This window comes from Phytohabitans maris, from assembly GCF_031085175.1.
Lineage (GTDB): Bacteria > Actinomycetota > Actinomycetes > Mycobacteriales > Micromonosporaceae > Phytohabitans > Phytohabitans maris.
Genome location: NZ_JAVHUY010000036.1, coordinates 41,919 through 64,955, shown reverse-complemented (window position 1 = coordinate 64,955; position 23,037 = coordinate 41,919). Strand labels below are relative to the sequence as shown.

The window sequence follows — 23,037 nt, the reverse complement described above, 5'->3', positions numbered from 1 at the left end:
CATGATGCGCCGGATCGAGGGTGGAACGCTCCTGATGGGCTCGGAGGAGTTCTATCCGGAGGAGGGCCCAGTCGTCGAGGTCGCCGTCGCCGCGTTCGAGATCGACGAGACCGCGGTGTCCAACGCCGAGTTCGCCCGGTTCGTCGCCGAGACCGGCTACGTGACCGTCGCCGAGCGGCCTCTGGACCCGGCCGAGTTCGACATCCCGGAGCCGGCGGGCCGGGCTGCGGGGTCGCTGGTCTTCACCCCGACTCGCGGCCCGGTCGATCTCGGTGACTGGCGTCAATGGTGGCGGTGGGTTCCGGGAGCGCAGTGGCGGCATCCCCGTGGACCCGGGAGCACGATCGAGGGGATGGGCGACCACCCGGTCGTGCAGATCGCGTTCGACGACGCCGTGGCCTACGCGGCGTGGGCGGGCAAGCGACTGCCAACCGAGCCGGAATGGGAGTGGGCGGCGCGCGGCGGCCTCGTGGGCGCACGATTCGCCTGGGGAGACGATCCTCAGGAGCCTGACGCCCTGCGCGCGAACACCTGGCAGGGCAGGTTCCCATACCTGAACACCGGGGCGAACGGCTGGATCGGGACGGCTCCGGTCCGCTCGTTCCCGCCGAACGGCTACGGGCTGTTCGAGATGACGGGCAACACCTGGGAGTGGACGGACACGACATGGTCCACACACGAGAGCGCAGACGGCTCCGGACACTGCGGGTGCGGGCCGGACGCGACCAGCGGCGACCGGGTGCTCAAGGGCGGCTCGCACCTGTGCTCACCGGACTACTGCCTGAGGTACCGCCCGGCCGCGCGCTCGCGGCAGAGCGTGGACTCCGCGGCCACCCACATCGGATTCCGCTGCGCGCGATCGGTCCGGGGTGCGATGTGACCGGCGAGAAGTGGCGCTCGCGGCCGAACGTCGTCGTGATCCTGCTCGACGATCTCGGGTTCGCGGAGCTCGGGTGCTTCGGGTCGAGCATCGCCACGCCCGCCATCGACGCCCTCGCGCGCGACGGGCTGAGGTACACCAACTTCCATACGACACCGTTGTGCTCGCCGACCCGCGCCAGCCTTCTGACCGGCCGGAACCATCACGCCGTCGGAATGGGCATGCTCGCCGACGCGCCCGCGCAAGCACCGGGCTACACCGGACGGATCCCCCGGTCGGCGGCCACGGTCGCCCGCCATCTCCGCGATGCCGGCTACGGAACGTTCGCGGTCGGAAAGTGGCACATCGCACCGCGTGACGAGTCGGGACCCGGCGGTCCCTTCGATCGCTGGCCCCTGCGGCTGGGGTTCGACCGGTTCTACGGGTTCATGCGCGGGCTCACCGACCAGTGGTTCCCCGACCTGGTGCGCGACAACTCGCCGGTTGACGTGCCCTACCGGCCCGAGGAGGGCTACCACCTCACCGAGGATCTCGTGACCGAGGCCCTGGCCATGATGCGGACCCACCGCGCCGCGCGGCGAGACGACCCGTTCTTCCTCTACTTCGCGCCCGGCGCGGTCCACTCGCCGCATCAGGCGCCCGCCTCCCGCATCGAGCGCTACCGCGGCGCCTTCGATCACGGATGGGACGTCGAGCGCGAGCGCCGGTTCCAGCGGCAGCTGGAGCTCGGAGTGATCCCCACGGGAACCGTCAACACCGAGCGGCCGCCGTCCGTGCCGGCTTGGGATGAGCTGGGCGAGGACGCGCGCCGCGTGTTCGCCCGGCAGATGGAGGTCTACGCCGGCTTCCTGACCCACACCGACGAGCAGATCGGCCGGATCGTGGAGTACCTCCGGCTCAGCGATCAGCTCGATGACACGGTCATCTACCTCACGTCCGACAACGGGGCGGCGCACCATCCCTCGCGAGCGGGTACCTGGGCCAAGTTCCAGCCGAACGACGTAGCGACCATGCTTGAGCACGTCGACGAGTTCGGCGGTGTCGGAACGCACAATCACTACGCCCGGGGATGGACGTGGGCAGGGACGACTCCGTTCCGCTACTGGAAGGGCTACTCGTGGCTGGGCGGGGTGCGTACTCCGCTCATCGTGCACTGGCCGTCGCGGATCCGCCGGGACGACGATGCGGCGAGACGGCAGTTCGTCCACGTCGTCGACGTCATGCCGAGCATCCTGGAGGCTGCGGGCGTCTCGCCCGATCCGTCCGTCGACGGGGTGGATCAGCAGGCCATCGACGGGGCGAGCATGCTCTCCACGATGGATGACGCGTCGAGCCCGGCTCCGCGGGACACCCAGTACTTCGAGATGCTCGGTTCGCGGGCGATCTACCACGACGGCTGGAAGGCGACCACGGACCACCTTCCGTTCCCGCAGATGTGGGAGCCTCCGATGGAGGGCAGCGTCGATTTCGCGAAGGATCATTGGGCTCTTTTCGACCTGGGCTCGGACTTCTCCGAGGCCGTCGACCTCGCGGACGCCGAGCCCGATCGCCTGGCCGGCATGGTCGGACGCTGGGAGGCTGAGGCCGAACGCAATCAGGTCCTCCCGATCTCCGACAGCGGGGAGAGACCCGACTCGATCCGGTCCCCGCGCGACGACACGAGACCGCGCGAGGTCTATTTCGCCGGAAGCCAGCCGGTGACGACGTCGGACCTGCTCGCCGGCTCCTTCGAGCTCACCGCCGAAGTGGTAGCCGGCCGCGAGTCGTCCGGGGTGCTCTGGGCACACCACCCGAATCCGTACACCTTTTCGACCCGGCCGATCTGGTCGTGTCACGTGGTCGACGCAGTGGCCATCCTGACGTTCGGGTTGACCGGCGAGCACCGCATCCGGTCTTCGCTCCCGATGACGGAAGGGCGGCACACGCTGGTGGTGAGGTTCCGCCGCGAGGCGGACAGCGCACGAGTGACCGTGAGCCTCGACCGAGAACAGGCGGCGCAACTGTCCATCCCGCAGCTCCACGTACCGCCGGTGCGGCAGCTCTACATCGGCCGCGGGGTTGGCGTCCGCTGGGACGATTTCGATCCGTCACGCGGATTCCACGGCACGATCGTCCGCGTCACCGTGGAGCGAACGCCGGCACCCACGTCATAGCGAATCGGCGATTCACGCGGTCAGCCCAAGGGTTTGCTTGTGGCTGCACAAAGAAGAGTGGTCTACCTCACCCTCCGGGGTGCATGTCACCGTTGCTCAACTGATTCTTTCCCTTCAGAAATTGGACTCCGCACCATGAGAACTCGTTTCACAACCCGTGCACTGCTGCCCGCGGCGGTGCTGTCGGTGGCGCTCGCCGCGGCTGGCTGCGCCGGCTCTACCCCGTCGTCCACGGCCGACAAGATCCGCGTCGGCGTCGTCGGACTCGACTTCTCCAACATCGACCCCGGCGTCGGGTTCGCTCGTCAGGTCGACGCGTTCATGCTCGAGACCCTGATGAAGCTCAGCCCGACCGGCGAGGTCGAGCCGAACCTCGCGGAGTCCGTCGAGCAGACCGACGACGTCACCTACGTGTACCACCTGCGCGACGACGTGAAGTTCTCGAGCGGTCGCGCGCTCACGGCCGAGGACGTCGTCGCGTCGATCAACTACGAGCGCAAACCGGAGTTCTCGGAGTCGTTCCGCTACAGCGACATCGCCGACGTCAAGGCGCGCGACGACCAGACCGTCGTCGTGACGCTGAAGGCCCCCACCGCGAGCTTCCAGTACGTCTTTGCCCTGAACGGCTATATCTTCGACGCACAGCACCAGTCGAAGAACGCGAAGGACTTCGGCAAGCCCGGCACCGGCGTCATCGGTACCGGCCCGTACGTCCTCGACGAGCTGGACTCGACCAACGGCAAGGCGACGTTCACGGCCAACCCGGACTACTGGGGCGGCCAGCCGAAGATCGCCACGGCGACCCTGCAGGGCTTCGCCGACGAGAACAGCGAGGCGCTCGCGTTCCGCACCGGCGAGCTCGACGTCGTGTTCCCGAGCGACGTCCGCTCGTTCGAGGCGACCGCGGGCACCAAGGTGACCTCGGTCCCCGGAACCCGTCAGGGCATATTCTGGATGAACGTCGGCGTCGCCCCGTGGAACGACGTGCACGTCCGTCGCGCTGTCGCCTACGCGATCAACAAAGACGACATCATCAACGTCATCGGCGGCAACGCCGTGGCGGACTCCACCCTGATCCCGCCGGCTCAGCTGCTGTCGATCGCGAGTCAACAGGAGGTGGACGCGCTGATCGGCTCGCTACCGACCTACAACTTCGATCTCGACAAGGCGAAGGGCGAGCTGAGCCAGTCGGCGTACCCGCAGGGCTTCAGCGCCGAGCTGAAGACCCCGTCGTACGGCGGCTACGTGGAGACCGCGCAGGCGATCGCCGGGCAGTTGAAGAAACTGGGCATCGACATCACGGTCACCGTGCAGTCGGAGGCGCAATACGAGAACACGTTCTCCAAGCCACACTCCGAGGTGCCGATCTCGTACACCTACTTCAACAACCGCACCCCGGACCCTGGCGGCATGCCTCGTCTGGCGCTCCACAGCTCGGCGACCGCCGTCGGCCAGAACAACTTCGCCGACTACGTGAACCCCAAGGTCGACGATCTGATTCACAAGGCCGACGCGACCACCGATGCCGCCAAGCGGTTCGGGTACTACTCGGAGCTGCTGAAGATCGTCGGCGAGGACGTGCCCTACGTCCCGCTGTACGCCGGCAACATCAACGTCGCCCTGTCCGGCGCGTTCGAGTGGAAGGACTTCAGCGCCTTCTCGAGCGACGTCACGCCGTACATCCTGCAGATCTCGCCGAAGTAGGCGGATCGCAGGTGTACGGCAGCGGCGCCGCCGTCCACGAGACGAGACGGGCCGGCGCCACTCACGTGGGAGGGTGAGCAGATGACAGCGCGCGACGCCGGCGAGGGTCTCACCGAGAGGTACCTGACCCTGCGCGACGGTCGATCCATGCGGGTCGTCGAGGGGGGAGCGCGGGGTCCCGCGCTGTTCTTCGAGTGCGGGCTCGGCAATGCCGCGGGCACCTGGATCGGCGTCCAGCGGATCCTCGCGGCGAGCTGCCGCACCCTGTCGTACGACCGGGCCGGCCTGGGCGGGAGCGACGTGTCGCCGCAGTCGCGCACGATCAACGCGATGGCCGGCGACGCGCTGCGGGTCCTCGACGCCGCGGGGATCGACGAGCCGGTCGTCCTCGTCGGACACAGCTGGGGCGGTCCCATCATCCGCCTGATCGAGGAGCGGGCGCCGGGCCGGGTGACCGGGCTGGTGCTGGTCGACCCCACGTTCTCGGCGGTGTTCGGCGACCGGTCGATGCGCGGCGTCCGCGCCATGTACGCGCGCTGGCAGTGGGCGTCGCAGCTGGGATTCCGACGGCGGCTGCTCCGCCCGTTCGCCGACGGCCGGTGGCCCGAGTACACCCCGCACGACCTGGCCGTCGCGCTGGAGGATCAGCTGACCGTGCGGGACCTGCGCACCGCGCGGCGCGAACTCCGCGAGCTCTACCGCTCCCGCGAGGTGGTCGCGCGCCTCGAATCCTCTCCGTCGTCGGTGCCCATCCGATTCCTGATCGGGATGCGGCGGGTGGAGCCGCTGCGCAGCCTGATGGCCGCCGAAGCAGCCCGCATCGCCGCGCTGAGCCCGCAGGGCGAGAGCGTCGAGATCGAGGACTCCGGTCATTCGATCCAGCAGGAGCGGCCCGGACGCACTGCGCAGGAGATCCTCCGGTTCGTGGCGGAGAACGCTACGACGGCATCCGGATCAGCGAGCTGACGGCGCGGACCCGGCGGCTGGTCCAGGACTGAACCGCGCGAGATCGCCGAGGCGAGCGAGCTCTGCCCCGGCGATCTTCTGCGCGGCGCGGATGAGGAAGTTCAGCTTCTCGATCCGCTCGCCGGATCGCGGCGCACCGTTCTTCTGGAACGGCGCCTGCAGTCCCACAGAGAGATCCATGACGATGTCGTCGACGACTCCGCCCGAGCGCCCGGAGGGGGTCGAGAGAATCCCGTTGCGCCGGGCCAGCTCGTGAGTGTCCAGGGCCTCCGAGATCGTGCCGACCTGGTTGGGCTTCAGAACGAACCCGTCGATGGCTGCTTCGGCGATCGCCCGCTCGAGCCGATCGCGGTTCGTGACGATGAGGTCGTCGCCGAGGATCAGTGTCCGGTCCAGCACCTGCTTGGCCAGCGTGAACCCGGCCCAGTCGTCCTCGTCGAGCAGGTCCTCCACGAAGAGCAGGTCGTGGTCGAGGCTCAGGCGCCGCACGCGCTCGATGAGCTCGGCGCCGGTCACCTCGGCATCCGCGTAGCGGTAGGTGCCCCGCTCACGGTCGTAGAACTCGCTCGACGCGCAGTCGAGGGCGAACGCGACCCGTCCCGCGTATCCGGCTTCGACGACCGCGTCCTCCATCAGGGCGAGCACGACGCCGGGATCGCATGACGGTGCGAGGTACCCGTACGATCCGCCCACACCGGGCGGCCGGGCGGCGAAGCGGGTGAGCACTTCCCCGAGCACGGCGAACAGCGTCACCCCCATCTGCACCGCCTCGTCGATGTCGCGGGCTCCGACCGGCACGACCAGGAACTCGTTGAACGGCTGCACCACGTCACCGGCGCGCCCGCCGTTGATCATGTTGAACGCCGGTACCGGGATGCTGCGCAGCGGTTCGCGCGCGATATGGCGGTAGACGGGCTGGCCGGCTTCGTGGGCCTGCGCCCGCAGGAACGCGACGGAAGCGGAGTAGACGGTGTTGGCCCCGAGGCGGCTCTTGTCGGACGTGCCATCCAGGTCGATCAGGATGCGATCGAACCCCTCCTGGTCGACGATGTCCCTGCCAATGACGGCCGGCACGATCTCGTCGAGCACATTGCGCACCGCGGCGTGGACGCTGAGCCCCCGGTAGTCGCCCGGATCGCCGTCGCGCAGCACGACCGCTTCGTGCGCGCCCACCGTCGAGCCGGTCGGAGCGGCACCCCGGCCGAGGTGCCCGGACGCCGTCACGAGGTCGACCTCCACCATCGGGCGCGCCTTGCAGTCCAGTACCTGGCGCGCGATGACCTCGGTGATCCGGGTCATCGCGGGCTCCCCGGCACGTAGAGCACGTTGAGGTCGCAGAGGTTGGTGCCGGTGTTGCCGGTCCGCACCGCGTCACCCACCTTCGAGAGCGCCTCGTAGGACGAATGTCCGCGCAGGTGCGCTCGCAGATCGACGCCGAGCAAGCGGGCGCGATCCGCGGTCGTCGAGTCGACGAGAGCTCCGGCCGCAGGCGAGGTGCCGTCGGTCCCCTCCGAATCCATCGCGTAGAGGGCGGCGCCGTGAATGCCGCCCGCGGCCAGCGCGAAGCCGAGTGCGAGCTCCTGCGACGGTCCGCCACGCCCTGTTATGCGGTCGTGCTCGCGGATCCAGGTGACGGTCTCGCCGCCGCAGACAATCACGCAGGGTGCGGCGAACGGCCGCCCGGTGGCGTTCACCTCCGCCGCGATCGCCGCGAGGAAGGCGCCCGCATCGCGGCTCTCGCCGGTCAGCCCGGTCGTCAGTACGTGGACGGGGAGCCCTTTCGCTCGAGCCGCGTCCTCGGCCGCCGCGGCGAGGTCGGGCAGGCTGTTGACGAGGAAGTACGTGCATCCGGATGTCGCGGCCGGGGTCTCCGCCTCCGGGCCGGCAGTGGCCAGGAAGTCCAGCACGCTCCGCGGCAGGCGGTCGGCGAGCTCGTAGTCGCGGATGGTCGCCAGGGCGTCGGCGAACGTGGTGCGGTCCGGTCCGATCGGTGTGCCGTGGTAGCCGGGATCTGGCTCGGCGATGTCCTCTGTGCCGGGCCGCCCGACGGCGTCGGAGATCGCGATACCGATCAGCTCCGCGCCGCGCGCGCGGATGCGCTCGGCGAGCCGTCCTCCGTTGACCCGGGAGATGTGCCTCCGCACCGCGTTGATCTCGGCGATGCCGGCACCCGAGGTGAGCAGGAGTTCGGTGGCGACAGCCTCGTCGCGGACGCTGATCCCGTCGACCGGGGCGTTCATCAGTGCCGAGCTGCCTCCGCTGATGACGGCGATGAACAGATCGTCGGGACCCGACGCGTCGACGAGGTCGAGGACGCGCAGCGCTGCCGCATGGCCCCGCCCATCGGGGATCGGGTGGCCGCCCACGTGCACCTCGGTGCGATGGAACCGATCTGAGTCCTCGGCGATCTTCACGATCGCGATCCCGCGGGTGAGCCGATCGCCGAGCACGTGGTCGACGGCCATGGCCATCGCGTTGCACGCCTTGCCGGCGCCGATCAGGTAGACGTTGCGCTTCGTGCGCAGATCCCACTCCCGGCGCCCGATGCGCAGCAGATCCCCGTCGAGGGACATGATGGAGCGGATGCGGTCGTACGAGTCCACACGAGCGAGCGCGTCCTCGACGATGTCGAGCACCATCGCGCGGGACGTCGCGTTGCCGGTCGCCCGCAGCTCGTCGTGATTCCGGATCTTCACGCGTCGCCCCACAGCTCCAGGGCGGTGCCGATCCCGCGCTCGCGCGCCGAGGCCAGCACGCAGTAGGCCAACGCGACGTCGAACACCGCCATCCCGCAGGAGATGAAGACGGTGCGTCCACGAGGTGGCGAAGTGCCCGCCGCGATCACGGTTCCGAGGTCCTCGGAGTCGTCGAGCTGCGGCAGGCGCCCCTGATCGATGAGCCGGTAGAGCGGCCCGCCCATGGTCGCCCCGTAGGCGGCGTCGAGGTCGGGGGAGGCGCGGGCGTCGGCGACGTAGGCGTGATGGAGCGGGATGTGGTCGTAGACGAGGCGCGACTGCGTCCACAGCTCGTCGTTGGCCTGCATCGGTCCGCTCAGCAGGATCACCGCCTCGCGCGTGAACCACTCGCTCCGCACCTCGAGCGGGGCGGCGCGGGATGCGGCGACGGTCACGACGTCGGCACCGTGCACCGCCTCCTCAGCCGAGTCGGCAACGCGCGACGCGAGACCGTGCTCGTCGCCAAGCCAGCGGGCGAACTCCTCCGCCTTGCCGCGGCTGCGGTTGTGGCAGACGACGTCGGTGAATGAGAGCTGGGACAGCAGGGCCGCGACGGCGGCGCGGTTGACGACCCCGCATCCGATGACCGCCAGTCTGCGGGGAACTGTCGGGACCAGGTAGCGGACGGCGACGCCGAGAACGGCACCGGTTCGCACCGCGCTCAGGCTGTTGGCGGCGAGGAGGGCGAGCGGCTCGCCGGTGCCGCGATCGTTGAGCATCACGGTCAGCACAGACCGGGGCAGGCCCGACGCGGGGTTCGCGGCGTTCGAGCCGTACCACTTGATGCCGCAGACGTCGAAGCGGCCCCCGAGGTAGGCGGGCATCGCGACGAAGCGCCGGTCGGGGCCGGCGACCGGCATGTTCGGGAACGGTGACGTGGGCGGGAAGACGAGCCCGAGGCCATGGCTGTTGCGGTTCGGGCCGCCCATGAGGAAGTCGCCGCTGTGCAGCAGCCGGAAGACCTCGTCCGCGATGTCCACGCTGCGCGCGGCATCCCGGACCCCGGCCGCGACCATGTCGTGCTCGGAGAGGAACAGGAACTCGGTGCGTGGCATGTTCCGAGACTCGCCCAGGCGACTCTCCGAGTCCATCGCACATTTACGCCGGATATCATTCGGAGAAATCGAATGGATGGTGTTGCGAGTGCTGAACGCGAATCGCCTTGCGCTGCTGGATGAGTTGGCGCGATCCGGGACGGTGCACGCCGTCGGCGGTGCCCTCTCCTATAGCCCGTCCACGGTGTCGCAGCAGCTCAAGGTGCTGGAGCAGGAGGTCGGGGTGGCTCTCGTCGAACGGGTCGGGCGGGGCCTCGTGCTGACGCGCGAGGGCCGCGCGCTCGCCGAGCACGCACGCGACATCCTGGCGCGGATGGAGGAGGCCGAGTCGGATCTCGCGCGACTGCGCGGTACGGCCGCCGGTACGATCCGCGTCGCCGTGTTCCAGACCGCGGCACTCTCGGTGTTGCCGACGGCGCTCGATCTGCTGGCCTCGTCTCATCCCAAGCTGCGTGTCGTGGTCAGTCACATCGATCCGGCCCGAGCTCTGCCGGCACTGGCGGCGCGGGAGCACGACATCGTTCTCGGCGAGGAGTACCCCGGACGTCCGGTCGCCCGTCGGGCCGGGATCACGCTGGTGCCGCTGTTCGAGGATCCGCTTGTGCTTGTCGTCTCCCCCGGCACCAGACACGAGTCGGTCGGTGAGCTGATCTTCGCGCGGGCCTGGGTCATGGAGCCCGAGGGCAACGACGCGAGGCAATGGGCGGTGGCGGCGTGCCGGGACCTGGGCGTCGAGCCTCGTGTCCAATACGAGTCCCCCGATTTGCTGGTCCAGGTGCGCCTGGTCGAGACCGGACACGCGATCGCTGTCGTTCCAGAGTTGCTCCTTCGGAGAGAGCGGCCCCGCGTCGATCGACTTGAATTTCCGGGCCGTCCGTCCCGTTCTGTGTTCACAGCGCACCGGGCGGCGGCAGACAGCTCACCTGCGGTTACCGCCGTGACGGAGGCGTTCGCGCAGTCAGCTCTGAGCCGCTAGCGCTCCGCGACATTTTGTACCAGTAACAAAATGACAATTGTGCCAGCACTGCGTGTAACGTACTGTCCTCGGCATGGCGAACCGCATCCCGCACTGGATGGACGGCGCGGTCCGCGCCGGCACCTCCGGCCGCACCAGTCCTGTGTTCAATCCGGCCAGCGGTAAGCAGTCCGGCGAGGTCGACCTCGCCTCGGCCAGCGAGGTCGCGGCAGCCGTTGCGAGCGCGAAGGCGGCGTTCAAGGCGTGGCGCAGCGCGTCGCTGTCGAAGCGTTCGGCGGTGCTGTTCGCCTTCCGCCAGCTGCTGCTCGACGGGGCCGACGAGCTGGCCCAGATCATCACCGCCGAGCACGGCAAGGTGCTCGCCGACGCGCACGGCGAGATCGCCCGCGGGCTGGAGAACGTCGAGTTTGCCTGTGGCGTGCCGCAGTTGCTCAAGGGCGGCTTCAGCGAGCAGGCGGCCACCGGAGTGGACGTGTACTCCATCCGGCAGCCGCTCGGCGTGGTCGCTGGCATCACGCCGTTCAACTTCCCGGCCATGGTGCCACTGTGGATGTGCGCCAACGCGATCGCCTGTGGCAACGCGTTCGTGCTCAAGCCCAGCGAGAAGGATCCGTCGGCGGCGCTGTGGCTGGCCCGCAAGTGGCGGCAGGCCGGCCTGCCCGACGGGGTTTTCACCGTGGTGCAGGGCGACAAGCAGGCCGTGGACGCACTGCTGACCGACCCCGACGTCAAGGCGGTGAGCTTCGTCGGCTCCACTCCGATCGCCGGGTACATCTACGAGACGGCCACCCGGCACGGCAAACGGGTGCAGGCCCTCGGCGGGGCGAAGAACCACATGGTCGTCCTGCCCGACGCCGACATCGACCTCGCCGCGGACGCCGCGGTTTCGGCCGCTTACGGCGCGGCCGGTGAGCGCTGCATGGCCGTGGCGGTGGCCGTGGCGGTGGGAGACGCCGGCGACCGGCTGGTCGACGCGATCGCCGCCCGGCTACCGGAGCTGAAGGTCGGCGACGGCGCCGAGCCCGACACCGACATGGGCCCGCTGATCACCGCCGAGCACCGCGACCGGGTGGCGAGCTACATCGCCGCCGGTGAGCGGTCCGGCGCCCGCGTGGTGGTCGACGGTCGCACCGCCGACGTGCCGGCCGAGGGCTTCTTCCTCGGCACCACGCTGCTAGACCATGTGCGGCCCGACATGAGCGTGTGGCACGACGAAATCTTCGGCCCGGTGCTGTCGGTGGTGCGCGCCGACACCTACGAAGATGCCCTGGACCTTATCAATGCCCACGAATACGCCAACGGTACCGCCATCTTCACGCGCGACGGCGGCGCGGCCCGCCAGTTCCAGTTCGACGTCGAGGTCGGCATGGTCGGCATCAACGTCCCGATCCCGGTGCCAGTGGCCTACTACTCCTTCGGAGGCTGGAAGGCGTCGCTCTTCGGTGACATGCATATGTACGGCCCGGAAGGCATCAACTTCTACACCCGCGGCAAGGTCGTCACCTCCCGCTGGCCCGACCCGGCCACCTCCACCGTCGACCTCGGTTTCCCCCGGACCCGGTAGGCCTCCATGGACCCACTTGCCACCATCCCGGCCGATGCCGAAACGGTGCGACGGCTCGACCGCGCGCACGTGTTCCACTCCTGGTCTGCCCAGGCGCTCATCGACCCGCTGCCGATCGCCTCGGCCCAGGGCAGCTACTTCACCGACTACCACGGCCGCCGCTACCTCGACTTCGCCGCCCAACTGGTGAACGTCAACCTCGGCCACCAGCACCCGAAGCTGGTCGCCGCGATCCAGGAGTACGCCACCCGGATGACCACCATCCAGCCGGCCTTCGCCAACGACGCGCGCAGCGAGGCCGCCCGGCTGATCTGCGAAGTGGCGCCCGGCGACCTGAACCGGGTGTTCTTCACCAACGGCGGCGCCGAGGCCAACGAGAACGCGATTCGCCTGGCGAAGCTGCACACCGGACGACACAAGGTATTCGCCGCCTACCGCAGCTACCACGGCGCGACGGCCGGCTCGCTCACCCTCACCGGCGATCCACGCCGCTGGGGCGTCGAGCCGGGAATCGCCGGGGTCGTGCGCTACTGGGGGCCGTACCTGTACCGCTCGGCATTCCACGCCACTACTGCGGAGCAGGAGTGCGAACGGGCTCTGCGGCACCTGCGCGACCTGCTCATGGTCGAAGGTGCGCACACCGTCGCCGCGATGGTGCTGGAGACGGTCGTGGGCACCAACGGCGTCCTCGTGCCGCCGCACGGCTACCTGCAGGGCGTGCGGGAGTTGTGCGACGAGTTCGGCATCGTCATGGTCGCCGACGAGGTGATGGCCGGGTTCGGCCGCTGCGGGGAGTGGTTCGCCGTCGACCGCTGGGACGTGACACCCGATCTGATCACCTTCGCCAAGGGTGTGAACTCCGGCTACATCCCACTCGGCGGAGTACTGATCAACGACGCGATCAACGAAACGTTCCAGCGGCGGGTCTACCCGGGCGGACTGACGTACTCCGGCCACCCGCTCGCCTGCGCGAGCGCGGTCGCCTCGATCAACATCTTTTACGACGAGGGCGTCATCGAGCACGCCCGCTGGCTCGGCACCGACGTAATCGGCCCCGGACTGGCCGAGCTGGCCGACCGGCACCCGTCGGTCGGCGAGGTGCGCGGCATGGGCGTGTTCTGGGCGGTGGAACTGGTGCGCGACCGCGACACCCGGGAACCGCTCGTGCCCTACAACGCCACCGGCGCCGACGCACAGCCGATGAACGAGTTCGCCACGGCGTGTAAGCAGCGCGGGCTCTGGCCGATGACCCACTTCAACCGCACGCACGTCGTGCCGCCGTGCACGGCCAGCGAGCAGGAAATACGCGAGGGCCTGGCCATCCTGGACGACGCCCTCGACGTCGCCGACCGGTACTACCGGGCCGGGCCCAACGCGTAGGAACCGAGCTGGGCGGCCTCGGCGAGCAGCAGGCCGAGCTCGTCGAAGCCGTCGGTCACGCACGCCGCAGTGATCCGGACGTGCGGCGCGCGGGGTAGCCCGTTGACCCAGAACGGCGAACCCGGCGCGACCGTGACCCCGTGGCTGGCCAGGTGGACGAGCGCGGCCGACTCGTCGCGCACCGGCAGCCACAGGTTGAACCCGTCATGCCCCTCGACCGCAATGCCGTACGCCGCGAGGGCGGTGGTGAGCCGGAGTCGGCGTTCGGCGTAGGCGGCTCGCGCGGCGGCCACCTCGGCGCGCGACACGTCACTGGTGAGCAGGTTGACCAGCATCGCCTGCAGCAGTCGGCTCGACCAGGCCGGGCCGAGCTGCCGGCGGCCGACCAGCGGGCGCATGACGGCCGGTGGCGCCGACAGCGCGGCGAGGCGCAGGTCGGGGCCGAGTGCCTTGGAGAAGCCGCGGATGTGCACCGTCTGCTCCGGCCGGTGGCCGCCCAGGCTCACCAGCGGGCTCTGGCACAGTGCCGCGCTGTGGTCGTCCTCGATCACGATGGTGCGCTCGGGCAGCAGTGCGGCGATCCCGGCAGCCCGCCGACCGGTCAAGCGGTGCCCGGTGGGGTTGTGCGCGCGGGGTTGCAGGATCAGGCACGCGGGTTCGCCGGCCAGCGCCTCCCGCAACGGTTCGAGGTCCGGCCCGTCGGGCCCGGGCGGGATGCCCACCACGGTGGCGCCGGCCCGCTGCAGCAGGTCGAGGATCGCCGGGAACGTGGGATTCTCGACCAGCACGGTGTCGCCGTATCGCACCGTCTCGGCGATGACCCGCTCCATCGCGTCCATCGCACCGTCGACCACCATCAGCTCGCCGGCCTCGTAGGGCCAGTCGGCCCGCAGCAGGGCCTCGAGCTCGGGCAGCACCGGCGGATCGAAGTACGAGCTGATGCGGGCGTCGCCGGGGGCGGTGGTCATCGCCGGGCGCAGCGAAGGCAGCAGCGCCGGGTCGGGCGTTCCGGTGGACAAGTCGAGCCGGCCGGGCCGCTGCGGCTGCAGCGACCCGAACCGGCTCTCAGCGGCTGGCCGCGGGTCGTAGCTGACCGTGGTGCCGGCCCGGCCGCGTGCCTCGATGAGGCCGTGGCGCTGCAACTCCCGCCATGCTTCGGAGACGGTGGTCGGGCTGACTCCGAGGGCCGTAGCCAGCTTCCGCACGGTCGGCAGCCGGGCACCCGCCGGCAGCGCGCGATCGTGGATCAGCCCTGCTAGGCACCGGGCGATGCCGCCGGCGTCGCGTTCGGTGATCCGCTCTACGAGTTCGGCGGTATGCACCTTCGTACAGTAACGAATGCCGTCTTGCATCAGCTGCTCTGTGCGATTTAGCAACGGTCTTCGTCAGCGTGCGGACCGGGCTTCCCAGGCGGATGGCGACCCGCACTGTTGCTCGACGTTTCGCTGGCCGCTTCGCCGACCACCGGGGACCCGGCGCCGGCCGCTTGCCCGCGTTGATGTGGCTTCCACGCGGCGGAAAGCAGGTGAACACGACCAACCCATCCACCGAGTTACGAGACATCCCTTAGGAGGAACGCCCTCCCAGAGATCATCTGGGAGGGCGTTTTCCATACCCGGGTCAGGGAACGAGCGGCGGGCCGACGATGTCGATGCCGTGCGCGGCGGCGATCTCCGCCAACCGCGACGCGTCAGGAACCTGGTCGTCCTCGCCGGAGGCGGCCGCTATGAACTGTTCGAACGTGGGGCCGTGGTGCACGGTCAGGTAGCGGGCGGTCTCGCTGGTGACGACGAAGCCGTGCGGGCGTCCCGCGGGCAGCACCGCGGCGCTGCCGGCGCCGGCCTCGTGCTCTTGGCCGTCCACGACCACCCGCAGCGTGCCCTCGAGGACGAGGAACACCTCGCAGTCGTTGCGGTGCAGGTGCATCGGGCTGCCGTGGCCGCGGGTGGCTTCGGTGTCCAGCACGGCGAAGGTGCCGGCGGTGTCCTGGCCGGAGACCCAGACGCGGTACCACTCGCCCAGGAAGGGGATCATTCGCTGGGTCTGCCGGGTGGTGACCACCGGCCTCACGATGCGGGACGCGGGGCTTAGCTGCTGCGTACCGGTCATGGCCCGAGTATGCGCCCGCCACCCATGACGGACAAAAGCCGCTTCCAGCCAAACCCATCCGGCCCGCCCGCGCCAGGCCCGCCGCGCGCCAGGCGCGCCCGTACCGCGCGAGGCGCGCCCCGCGCTAGGCCCGCGTACCAGGCGTGACAACGCCGCGTGCCAGGCCCGCCCGCGCGGCACCAGGCCCGCCGTGCCAGGCGAAGCGCGCCCGTGCCGCGCGAAGCGCGCAGGCGCGACCGGCGACGGCCCCAACACCCCGACAAAGCAGCGGCACCCCCGACGGACGAAGCGGCACCCCCCGACCGACGAAGGGGATGCGGCCCGACGACGCGGTGGCACCGCGAGGAGGCGGCGGCAAACCCCCGACAAACGCCCGCACCCGGCGTCACCAGGCCAGACGCCACATCCAGCCATCCCAGGCACATTCATGGTAGCCTCTGGATCCGCACTGTAGCTGCGGGTGACCGACCAGATGGCCCACGGCCGTTCGGATCGGTGTGTCGGTGCTGTGCGCTGCTCGTGATGGCGTTTCCGGACGGGAGCAACAACTGATTCTCCAGACGAAGTTGCCCTCGAAGGATCCGAGCAAGTGGCACCCCCTGCGCCGGCGGGCAACGGGCGACTCAGCCGGGGAGAGTGCCGTGCGCACCGGGATGAGCTGGCGATGGCTGCGCCACGAGTGGACCCTGGCGATCCTCGGCGGCCTGCTGCTGGCGATGGTGCTCACCTGGCCGACGATGCGCGACCCCAAGCACACCGTTCCCGGCGACATCGGCGACCCCACCGTCTTCGCCTGGCAGGTGGCCTGGGGTGGGCACGCGCTGCGTACCGACCCGCTGGGCATCTGGGACTCCAACACCTTCTACCCCAGCCCCAACTCCCTCGCCTTCACCGACACCCTGCTCGGCTACGCCCCGTTCGGCATGATCGGTTCGGGCATGGACGCCGCGGTGTTGCGCTACAACCTGCTGTACGTGCTGCTGCACGCCCTCGCCTTCATCGGTGCGTACGCCCTGACCCGCCAGCTGGGTGCGCACCCGATCGGCGCGGCCGTGGCCGGCGTGGCGTGGGCGTACGCGCCGTGGCGGCTGGCCCATGCCGGCCACATGAACGTCATCTCCACCGGCGGCATCGCGCTCAGCCTGGCCATGATCGCCCGCGGCCACGGGTGGTCGCTGCGGCACGGCCATAGACCCGAGCGGCACAGACCGGGCTGGGCGCTGGCCGGCTGGCTGGTCGCCGCCTGGCAGATCACGCTCGGTCTCGCCACCGGCCTGGTCTTCGTGTACGTGGTGCTGATCGTCTGCCTCGCCGCCGCAGCATTCTTCGCCTGGTCCTGGTGGCGGCGGCGCGAGCGGCCCGGGTTCGGGCGCCGGCTGCTGGTGGCCGACCTGGTCGGCGGCGCGTTCTTCGGCGCCGCCACCCTCTACATGGGCACCGCCTACCTCCAGGTGGTCGACCTCAACCCGCAGGCCGGGCGGTCGCTGGACTGGACCCGCATGTTCTCGCCGCCGTGGCAGGGCCTGTTCATCGCGCCGACCGAGTCGTGGCTGTGGGGCGACCGGCACGCGGTCGCCCGCGAGCAGCTCTCCTGGCCGCCGGAGATGGCGCTGATGCCCGGCCTGGCGGTGATCGTACTGGCCGGGATGGGCCTGTTCTTCTCGGTGTTCCGGCTCCGGCACCGGGTGCTGCTCGCGCTGGGCGTGGTCGTCACGGCGTTGCTGTCGCTCGGCTCCACGCTGGGCCGCGACGGCGATCCCGGCTACCTGACGCTCTCCAAGGTGCTGCCCGGGTGGGACGCGCTGCGCACGCCCGGCCGGTTGATGGTCTGGATCAGCCTGCTCCTCGCCATCCTGGCCGCCGGAGCGGTCAGCGCGATCGTCGCGGCGGTCCTCCGGCCGGCATCGAGGCCGGAGGCGAGCGAAAAGCCCGCGGCGAGCGACGAGAGCGACGAGGCCAGGCAGAGCGACAAGGCCGACGGTGGCGACGAAGCCGAGGAGGAGAGCGGAAAGCCCGCGGGGGGCCTCCGGAGCGTGCGGCAGCTGGCCGTCCGCGCCGCCCTGCTGCTGCCGCTCGCCCTGGTGCTGGTGGAGGGGATCAACCGAACGCCGCACCCCGAGGTCCCGCCCTACCCGTCCGCGATGCGCGGCGCCCCGGAGCCGATCCTCGTGCTGCCCAGCGAGGGCGTGCTGGAAATGCCGGTCATGCTGTGGTCGACCAATGGCTTCCCGCGGATCCCCAACGGCATCGTCACCTGGGTGCCCACCACGCAGGAGCAGATCCGGTCGGTCAGCACCGCGTTTCCGGACGCGTCGAGCGTCGCCTACCTGCGCCAGATGGGCTTCCGATCGGTCCTGGTCGTCCGGAGCTGGGTGCCCGGCACCCCCTGGGAGGCGGTCCCCGACCGCCCCGTCGACGGGCTCGGCATCGTCCGCGAGGAGATCGACGGCAACATCCTCTACCGGCTCAACTGACCCCGCGAGGCCCGGCAGCGTCGAAAAGGCCACCGCCGTCGGGCTCCATCTCCGCGCATCATCTGGTACGCGCACCGCCGTCCCGCCTGCTCGGCGCTCCCTGCCGAGCAGGCGGGAAATGGCGTATCCACATCGGACCCCGTGAGCGGCCGAGGAGCCTGATCCGGGCGCTGGACGGGGCAGCAAGGTCGCGGCGGTTGTGGTTACCATTCCGACCGCCGGGCCGCCAATGCTCTATCTGGTGGCCGTGCCCTCGGCAACCGGCGGCAGATGGTTCTGCCACAGAAGCCTGTCTCGACAGTGGATCAGTCGTGACAATCGATCGAAAGGGAAACCTGTGAGCACCGCGACGACAGCCGTGACCGCGCAGAAGTCCTGGGTGGTTGCCCTCGTGCTCTGCTTCTTCCTGGGCATGCTCGGGGCGCACCGCTTCTACGTCGGCAAGGTTGGCACCGCCATCCTGCAGATCGTGACGTTCGGTGGGCTCGGCATCTGGGTCCTGATCGACCTCATCATGATCATCGTTGGCAAGTTCGACGACAAGCGGGGTCAGGCCCTGGCCCGCTGACGCGGATCGTGCCGGTCCGGGCTGGCCCGTCAAGGGCCGGCCCGGGCGTCCTGGACGGCGTGTCGCACGCCGTCAGGCGGTGTGTCGCACCACCACGACGGGGCAGGGGGCGTGCTGTGCGCAGTGTTGGCTCACCGAGCCGAGCAGCGCGCCGGCAAACCCACCGTGGCCCCGACTCCCCACGACCAGCAGGCTCGCGTCCTTGGCCGCGTCGATGAGCACGCGGGCCGGGTTTCCTTCCGCCACCACCTGCCGCACCTGCGCCGTTCGCTCCACGCCCAGCGCGTCGTCGACGGCCGCGCGTAGCGCGTCGCGGCTCACCTCAGCCAGGTCGAAGTCATCGGCCGGGGCCCACCCGTAGTAGGCGGGAAACTCCCACGCCATCACGGCTTCGATCGGCGCACCGGTCAGCTTCGCCTGCCGCACGGCCCACCGTAGCGCGTCCTTCGACGCCTCCGATCCGTCGATTCCCACCACGATCCGGCCGACCAGGTCGATGTCTGCCATCGCCGGCTCGCCTCCTTCCGCGACATCTCAGCGTCGCGCGCCCGCCGCTCGTACGGCCTCGCGCAGCTCGGGATCGCTCATCACCAGGTACACCAGCCCGCAGTCCTGCGGCCCGGTCGCGCCCGGCTGGCACAGCAGGCACGGCTCGCCCGGCCGCACGGGGCAGCGGGGATCCGGCTTGCGTACGAGACGATCACTCACAACTCGATCTTGTCGCGGGTGCGCGCCGGCCGTGCAGAGGCGAAAGTCCCCAATACGCGAGACCCCGCCGGCCCGTGGTCGCCCGTCGGTGGCTTTGCCTGGGACCGATTGTCGATCTGGGCGGGTCGCGGATACTCGGGGGCACGAGCTGGAGCTCGCGCCGATGGCGACCACCTGCGTCACCACCGGGCGCGGGACGTGCTGCGGCGCGAGTCGACCGTCCGGCGGGCGATGCCCCGGCTCGTCGCCGACGAGCCGGGGCCCGGGCCGGAGGACGGGCTCGACGACGACCGGTTGCGGCTGATCTTCACCTGCTGCCACCCCGCGATCGGGCGGGACGCGCAGATCGCGTTGACCCTGCGGCTGGTGTGCGGCCTGTCCATGGCAGAGGTGGCAGGGGCGTACCCGGTGCAGGAGGCGACGATGGCCGTGCGGATCACGCGCGCCCCCAAAGCGCGCCTTCCTCGCCGGACGGCTCCGAGAGGTCCGAACTCGCTCCTACATATAGGGCAGCCGCGCGACCGCGAGGACCCGCCGGACGTGCGGCTGGGTGCCGCGCAGGCGAAACTCGACCGCGGCCCGCCGGGACTCCTGGTACCCGGAGATCAGCGCGGCGATCCCGGCCGCGTCGATGAACGGGACCGCGGACAGGTCGAGGTGCAGGGTGTGTGGCCGGCGGGCCAGGCCGTTGAGGATGGCCTGGCGCAGCTCGTCGGCGCTGTCCCGGTCGACCTCGCCGCCGATCGCGACGGTCAGCGTGCCGCCGCCGGCCGGCGTGGTGGTGACCCGCAGCCGCGGTGCTTCCAGGCTCGCCTCGTCGACCTCGCCCCAGTGTGGCGGGGTGTCGCTGAGCATGGCGTGGCGCAGCCAGGCCAGCGTCTTGGAGAGCAGCCGGGAGACGTGCATCTGGGAGATGCCGCACCGCTGCGCGATCTCGACCTGCGTGAGGTTGCCGTAGAAGCGAAGGATCAGGATCCGCCGCTCGCGTTCGGGGAGCCGGTCCAGCAGGGACTGGATGGTGAGCCGGTCGTCGATCGCGGCCAGGTCACCGTCGACCTCGCCGATCAGGTCGCCCCGCTCGGCGGTACCGCCGCCGGAGCCGGGGCTGGTGACCGGCGCGTTCAGTGACAGCAGCGTGTAGCCGGCGGCGGAGAGCATCGCCTTGTCCACCTCGTCGGTGGTGGTGTGCAGGCGATCGGCGAGCTCGGTGGTGCTCGGCGCCCGGGAGAGCGTGTTGGTCAGGTCCGAACCGGCGTGCCGGATCTGCACGACGAGGTCCTGCAGCCGCCGTGGCGCGCGTACGCCCCAGGTGCGGTCGCGGAAGTGTTTGCGCAGCTCACCAAGGATCGTGATGACCGCGAACGCGGTGAACGAGCCACGTTCGGCGTCGTACCGGTCGACCGCCTTGACCAGCCCGAGACGGGCCACCTGCTCCAGGTCCGCGAACGGCTCACCCCTTCCGCGGTAGCGATGGGCGAGCCGATGGGCAAGCGGCAGGCACAGCTCCACGAACTCCGCCCGAGCGGACGGTTCACGCGCGGCGCGTTCCCCGTACCGCGCCGCTTCCTCGTCGAGGTTCAGCTGGGCAGTGTCCTGTTCCGAGTGCATTCACCGCCTCCTTACGACAGAAGCCTGGGATGGCACGGCCCCGAACGGGCGCGGGCGGACTCGCGATTCCTACCCAGTCGGCTGGCGGAATATCCCACCGGATCAGATACGCGAACGTGCCGTTAAATGAAGGCTTGCCCACGTGACCTTACCGTCGGGCAAGAGAGTGCAACCCCAACTTGCCGAGACCGCCTCGATCAGCGGTGGACGGCGGCCACCAGGCGCGGCTGTCCCCTCTGGACCCAGGAGCCGCGAGCGCCGCTGGCGGAAGTCGCGTACGGCGAGGTGAAGGTGGCGCCGGCCGTGCGTGACGGTCAGCTCGATCGGGGTACCGGCGTGGCGGACCGCGTGGTCGACAAGCTCGGTGGTGACCAGGCGGGCCGGCTCGACCACCGGCAGCCGCCAGCGCTCGCAGAGGCCGGAGACGAGGGAGCGGGCCGCCCGTACCGATGCGGCGGCGGCCGGAAACTCGTCGCGCACCTGGGCGGGCGGCTCGCGGCGGGTGGCGACGGCGCGGCCGTGGTCGAGATCCGTGCAGAGCCGCAGATGGTGGTCGGCGCCGAGCCGGCGCAGCGCCGCCCGCATGTCGCGCGGGGGCGCGCAGACCAGCAGCGGCACCGCCGGCCAGGCGGCCGCGTGCCGGGCCGCCGCCATGAACGCGGTGAGGCTCAGGTCTTCGCCGACGGTGAGCCCGGCCGCGTCGACGAGGATCGCGATCGGTTGCTCGGCAAGGCATTTGAGCAGTGCGGCGCGGAGCTGGGCGGCGGTGCGGAGGGTGAGCGCGCCGTCGGCGCGGAGCACCGCGAGCGGCGGCTCGTGGGCGGTCGTGCACCGCAGGCGCTGGAGCATCACCTGGCTCCGACCGGCTTTCCGACCAGTACGCCGAAGACGCCGGTCATTTCCAGGACGCGCCGGGGCAGGCCGCGGGCGCCGCGTACCACCAGGGTCTTGCCCTGTCCCCGCGCGTCGTTGCGCGCGGCGACCAGGGCACCCACGCCGCAGGCGTCGATGAACCCCACCGCGGACAGCTCCACCTCGACAAGCCGGACCCCGTCGGCGCGGAGAACGCCAAGCACACTCGCCGAAAGCGCCTCTGCGACAGCCATGTCGATCTCGCCGCTGACCACCACCCGTGCGGTGCCCCCACTCGGCATCTCCACCCGGAGGTCGAAGTCGTATGTCATCGACCAACCCTCCGCAAGGGACCGTACCCGAGGACCGCTCGGCCGTAACGCCCGTTGAGTCAGGACCCGCCGCGAGCCTCCGCGTATCGTCACCTTTTGGTGATCGGTGGCTGGCGCCAGCGGCCCTGCTAACCCACAGTGATCACGGTTTTCCTGGGCGAACGGCGGGTAACCTCGCTTGAGGGCCCCCTGCGGACAACGAGGTGCCATGCCGACAGCCGTCCAGTGTCTGATCGACGATCGCCAGGCGTACGCGGTCGCGCGCGTCGTGGGCGTCCTGGACGGCATGGGCGCGGTCGCGGTGCGGTCGGCTCTGATCAAGTGCCTGGCCGAGCAGCCGGAGGCGGTTTTCGTCGACCTGTCCGAGATGCGCCTGGCCGATCCGAGTGCGCTCTCGGTCTTCCTCGCCGTGGCCCGGCAGGCGGAGCGCTGGCCGGCCGTACCCCTCGTGCTCTGCGCGCCCCAGGCGGACGCGGCCGAGTTCCTGCAGCGCCGCGCGTTCGACTGCGAGCTGCCCGTGCTGCCCAGCCTGGCCGACGCGGTGCGCTCGCTCGAGCCCGGCTCGGCGGCGCCCTCGGTCAGCGAGGAGCTGCTCCCGGTGGTGGGCGCCGGCCGTCGGGCCCGCGAGCTCGCCACCGAGGTGTGTTTCCAGTGGGAGGTGCCGGGCCTGGTGGGGCCGGCGTGCACGGTCGTGACCGAGTTCGTCAACAACGTGGTCGCGCACGCGCACACGATGATGACCCTCCGGCTCTCCCTGCGTGACCCCTACCTGCACATCGCCGTACGGGACGGCAGCCCGGTCGAGCCCGTGCTCCGCCGGGACGTCTCGCACACCGCCCTCGCCGGCCGCGGCCTGGCCCTCGTCGACGCGGTCTCCCGCCACTGGGGGAGCCTGCCCACCGAGGGCGGCAAGGTCGTCTGGGCCATGCTCGACCAGGCGCCGCGCCGCTGACGAGCGCGGCACGGCGCCATC

Annotated in this window: 21 protein-coding genes; 10 read left to right on the top strand and 11 right to left on the bottom strand. The window is 70.4% G+C overall.

The genetic code is table 11. From position 1 onward, the window contains the following. Window position 1: 1 nt before the first annotated feature. From RB614_RS31255 to RB614_RS31240, 4 genes are all read left to right on the top strand, one after another. On the top strand, window positions 2-880 hold the full coding sequence (locus RB614_RS31255) for a formylglycine-generating enzyme family protein (protein WP_308716275.1): 879 nt from the start codon (window positions 2-4) through the stop codon (window positions 878-880). After that, the gene (locus RB614_RS31250) at window positions 877-3,033 is read left to right on the top strand and encodes an arylsulfatase (RefSeq protein ID WP_308716274.1); all 2,157 of its coding nucleotides are present in this window, start codon (window positions 877-879) and stop codon (window positions 3,031-3,033) included. Before RB614_RS31255 ends, RB614_RS31250 begins: the two co-directional genes overlap by 4 nt. A gap of 135 nt (window positions 3,034-3,168) precedes the next feature. Then, entirely contained in the window at window positions 3,169-4,737 is a 1,569-nt protein-coding gene (locus RB614_RS31245; protein ID WP_308716273.1) for an ABC transporter substrate-binding protein, read from the top strand. Window positions 4,738-4,818: 81 nt separating this feature from the next. After that, on the top strand, window positions 4,819-5,703 hold the full coding sequence (locus RB614_RS31240) for an alpha/beta fold hydrolase (protein WP_308716272.1): 885 nt from the start codon (window positions 4,819-4,821) through the stop codon (window positions 5,701-5,703). Here RB614_RS31240 and eno read toward each other — a convergent pair. The 3 genes from eno to RB614_RS31225 are packed head-to-tail and all read right to left on the bottom strand — an operon-like array spanning window position 5,692 to window position 9,493. Beyond that, the gene (eno, locus tag RB614_RS31235) at window positions 5,692-7,002 is read right to left on the bottom strand and encodes a phosphopyruvate hydratase (RefSeq protein WP_308716271.1); all 1,311 of its coding nucleotides are present in this window, start codon (window positions 7,000-7,002) and stop codon (window positions 5,692-5,694) included. The two genes, RB614_RS31240 and eno, sit on opposite strands and share 12 nt — an antisense overlap. Continuing rightward, window positions 6,999-8,399 (bottom strand): glycerate kinase type-2 family protein, encoded by a 1,401-nt coding sequence (locus tag RB614_RS31230; RefSeq protein WP_308716270.1) that lies wholly within the window; start codon window positions 8,397-8,399, stop codon window positions 6,999-7,001. Before RB614_RS31230 ends, eno begins: the two co-directional genes overlap by 4 nt. Next, window positions 8,396-9,493: a Rossmann-fold NAD(P)-binding domain-containing protein gene (locus RB614_RS31225; RefSeq protein ID WP_308716269.1), complete on the bottom strand. Its 1,098-nt coding sequence runs from the start codon at window positions 9,491-9,493 to the stop codon at window positions 8,396-8,398. Before RB614_RS31225 ends, RB614_RS31230 begins: the two co-directional genes overlap by 4 nt. Before the next feature lie 88 nt (window positions 9,494-9,581). Between RB614_RS31225 and RB614_RS31220 the strand changes: the two genes are divergently transcribed. The 3 genes from RB614_RS31220 (at window position 9,582) to RB614_RS31210 (ending at window position 13,413) form a co-directional block, all read left to right on the top strand. Then, on the top strand, window positions 9,582-10,469 hold the full coding sequence (locus RB614_RS31220) for a LysR family transcriptional regulator (RefSeq protein ID WP_308716268.1): 888 nt from the start codon (window positions 9,582-9,584) through the stop codon (window positions 10,467-10,469). A 73-nt stretch (window positions 10,470-10,542) separates the two neighbouring features. Then, window positions 10,543-12,033 (top strand): CoA-acylating methylmalonate-semialdehyde dehydrogenase, encoded by a 1,491-nt coding sequence (locus RB614_RS31215; RefSeq protein WP_308716267.1) that lies wholly within the window; start codon window positions 10,543-10,545, stop codon window positions 12,031-12,033. Between the two features lie 6 nt (window positions 12,034-12,039). Then, window positions 12,040-13,413, top strand: coding sequence for an aspartate aminotransferase family protein (locus tag RB614_RS31210; protein ID WP_308716266.1), 1,374 nt, complete (start codon window positions 12,040-12,042; stop codon window positions 13,411-13,413). Here the strand turns inward: RB614_RS31210 and RB614_RS31205 are convergent. Then, window positions 13,389-14,735, bottom strand: a complete 1,347-nt coding sequence (locus RB614_RS31205) for an aminotransferase class I/II-fold pyridoxal phosphate-dependent enzyme (protein WP_308716265.1) — start codon at window positions 14,733-14,735, stop codon at window positions 13,389-13,391. The genes RB614_RS31210 and RB614_RS31205 overlap by 25 nt on opposite strands. A gap of 298 nt (window positions 14,736-15,033) precedes the next feature. Beyond that, on the bottom strand, window positions 15,034-15,522 hold the full coding sequence (locus tag RB614_RS31200) for a cupin domain-containing protein (protein ID WP_308716264.1): 489 nt from the start codon (window positions 15,520-15,522) through the stop codon (window positions 15,034-15,036). A 653-nt stretch (window positions 15,523-16,175) separates the two neighbouring features. Here RB614_RS31200 and RB614_RS31195 point away from each other — a divergent pair. Further along, entirely contained in the window at window positions 16,176-17,996 is a 1,821-nt protein-coding gene (locus RB614_RS31195) for a hypothetical protein (RefSeq protein ID WP_308716300.1), read from the top strand. A 337-nt stretch (window positions 17,997-18,333) separates the two neighbouring features. Continuing rightward, on the top strand, window positions 18,334-18,564 hold the full coding sequence (locus RB614_RS31190) for a TM2 domain-containing protein (RefSeq protein ID WP_308716263.1): 231 nt from the start codon (window positions 18,334-18,336) through the stop codon (window positions 18,562-18,564). A gap of 72 nt (window positions 18,565-18,636) precedes the next feature. Here the strand turns inward: RB614_RS31190 and RB614_RS31185 are convergent, their stop codons facing one another. The 6 genes from RB614_RS31185 to RB614_RS31160 form a co-directional block, all read right to left on the bottom strand. Next, a complete protein-coding gene (locus RB614_RS31185) occupies window positions 18,637-19,071 on the bottom strand; it encodes a universal stress protein (RefSeq protein ID WP_308716262.1) in 435 nt (144 codons plus the stop codon). Between the two features lie 27 nt (window positions 19,072-19,098). After that, window positions 19,099-19,272 carry a DUF6767 domain-containing protein gene (locus RB614_RS31180; RefSeq protein ID WP_308716261.1) on the bottom strand — a complete coding sequence of 58 codons (174 nt, stop codon included), beginning with the start codon at window positions 19,270-19,272 and terminating at the stop codon, window positions 19,099-19,101. A gap of 179 nt (window positions 19,273-19,451) precedes the next feature. Next, window positions 19,452-19,655 (bottom strand): hypothetical protein, encoded by a 204-nt coding sequence (locus RB614_RS44400; protein WP_428983148.1) that lies wholly within the window; start codon window positions 19,653-19,655, stop codon window positions 19,452-19,454. 115 nt (window positions 19,656-19,770) lie between these two features. Next, window positions 19,771-20,880, bottom strand: a complete 1,110-nt coding sequence (locus tag RB614_RS31170) for a SigB/SigF/SigG family RNA polymerase sigma factor (protein ID WP_308716260.1) — start codon at window positions 20,878-20,880, stop codon at window positions 19,771-19,773. 102 nt (window positions 20,881-20,982) lie between these two features. Next, window positions 20,983-21,729: an ATP-binding protein gene (locus RB614_RS31165; RefSeq protein WP_308716259.1), complete on the bottom strand. Its 747-nt coding sequence runs from the start codon at window positions 21,727-21,729 to the stop codon at window positions 20,983-20,985. Then, entirely contained in the window at window positions 21,729-22,064 is a 336-nt protein-coding gene (locus tag RB614_RS31160) for an STAS domain-containing protein (protein ID WP_308716258.1), read from the bottom strand. Before RB614_RS31160 ends, RB614_RS31165 begins: the two co-directional genes overlap by 1 nt. A 208-nt stretch (window positions 22,065-22,272) precedes the next feature. Between RB614_RS31160 and RB614_RS31155 the strand changes: the two genes are divergently transcribed. Continuing rightward, window positions 22,273-23,016 carry an STAS domain-containing protein gene (locus tag RB614_RS31155; protein WP_308716257.1) on the top strand — a complete coding sequence of 248 codons (744 nt, stop codon included), beginning with the start codon at window positions 22,273-22,275 and terminating at the stop codon, window positions 23,014-23,016. Window positions 23,017-23,037 lie beyond the last annotated feature (21 nt).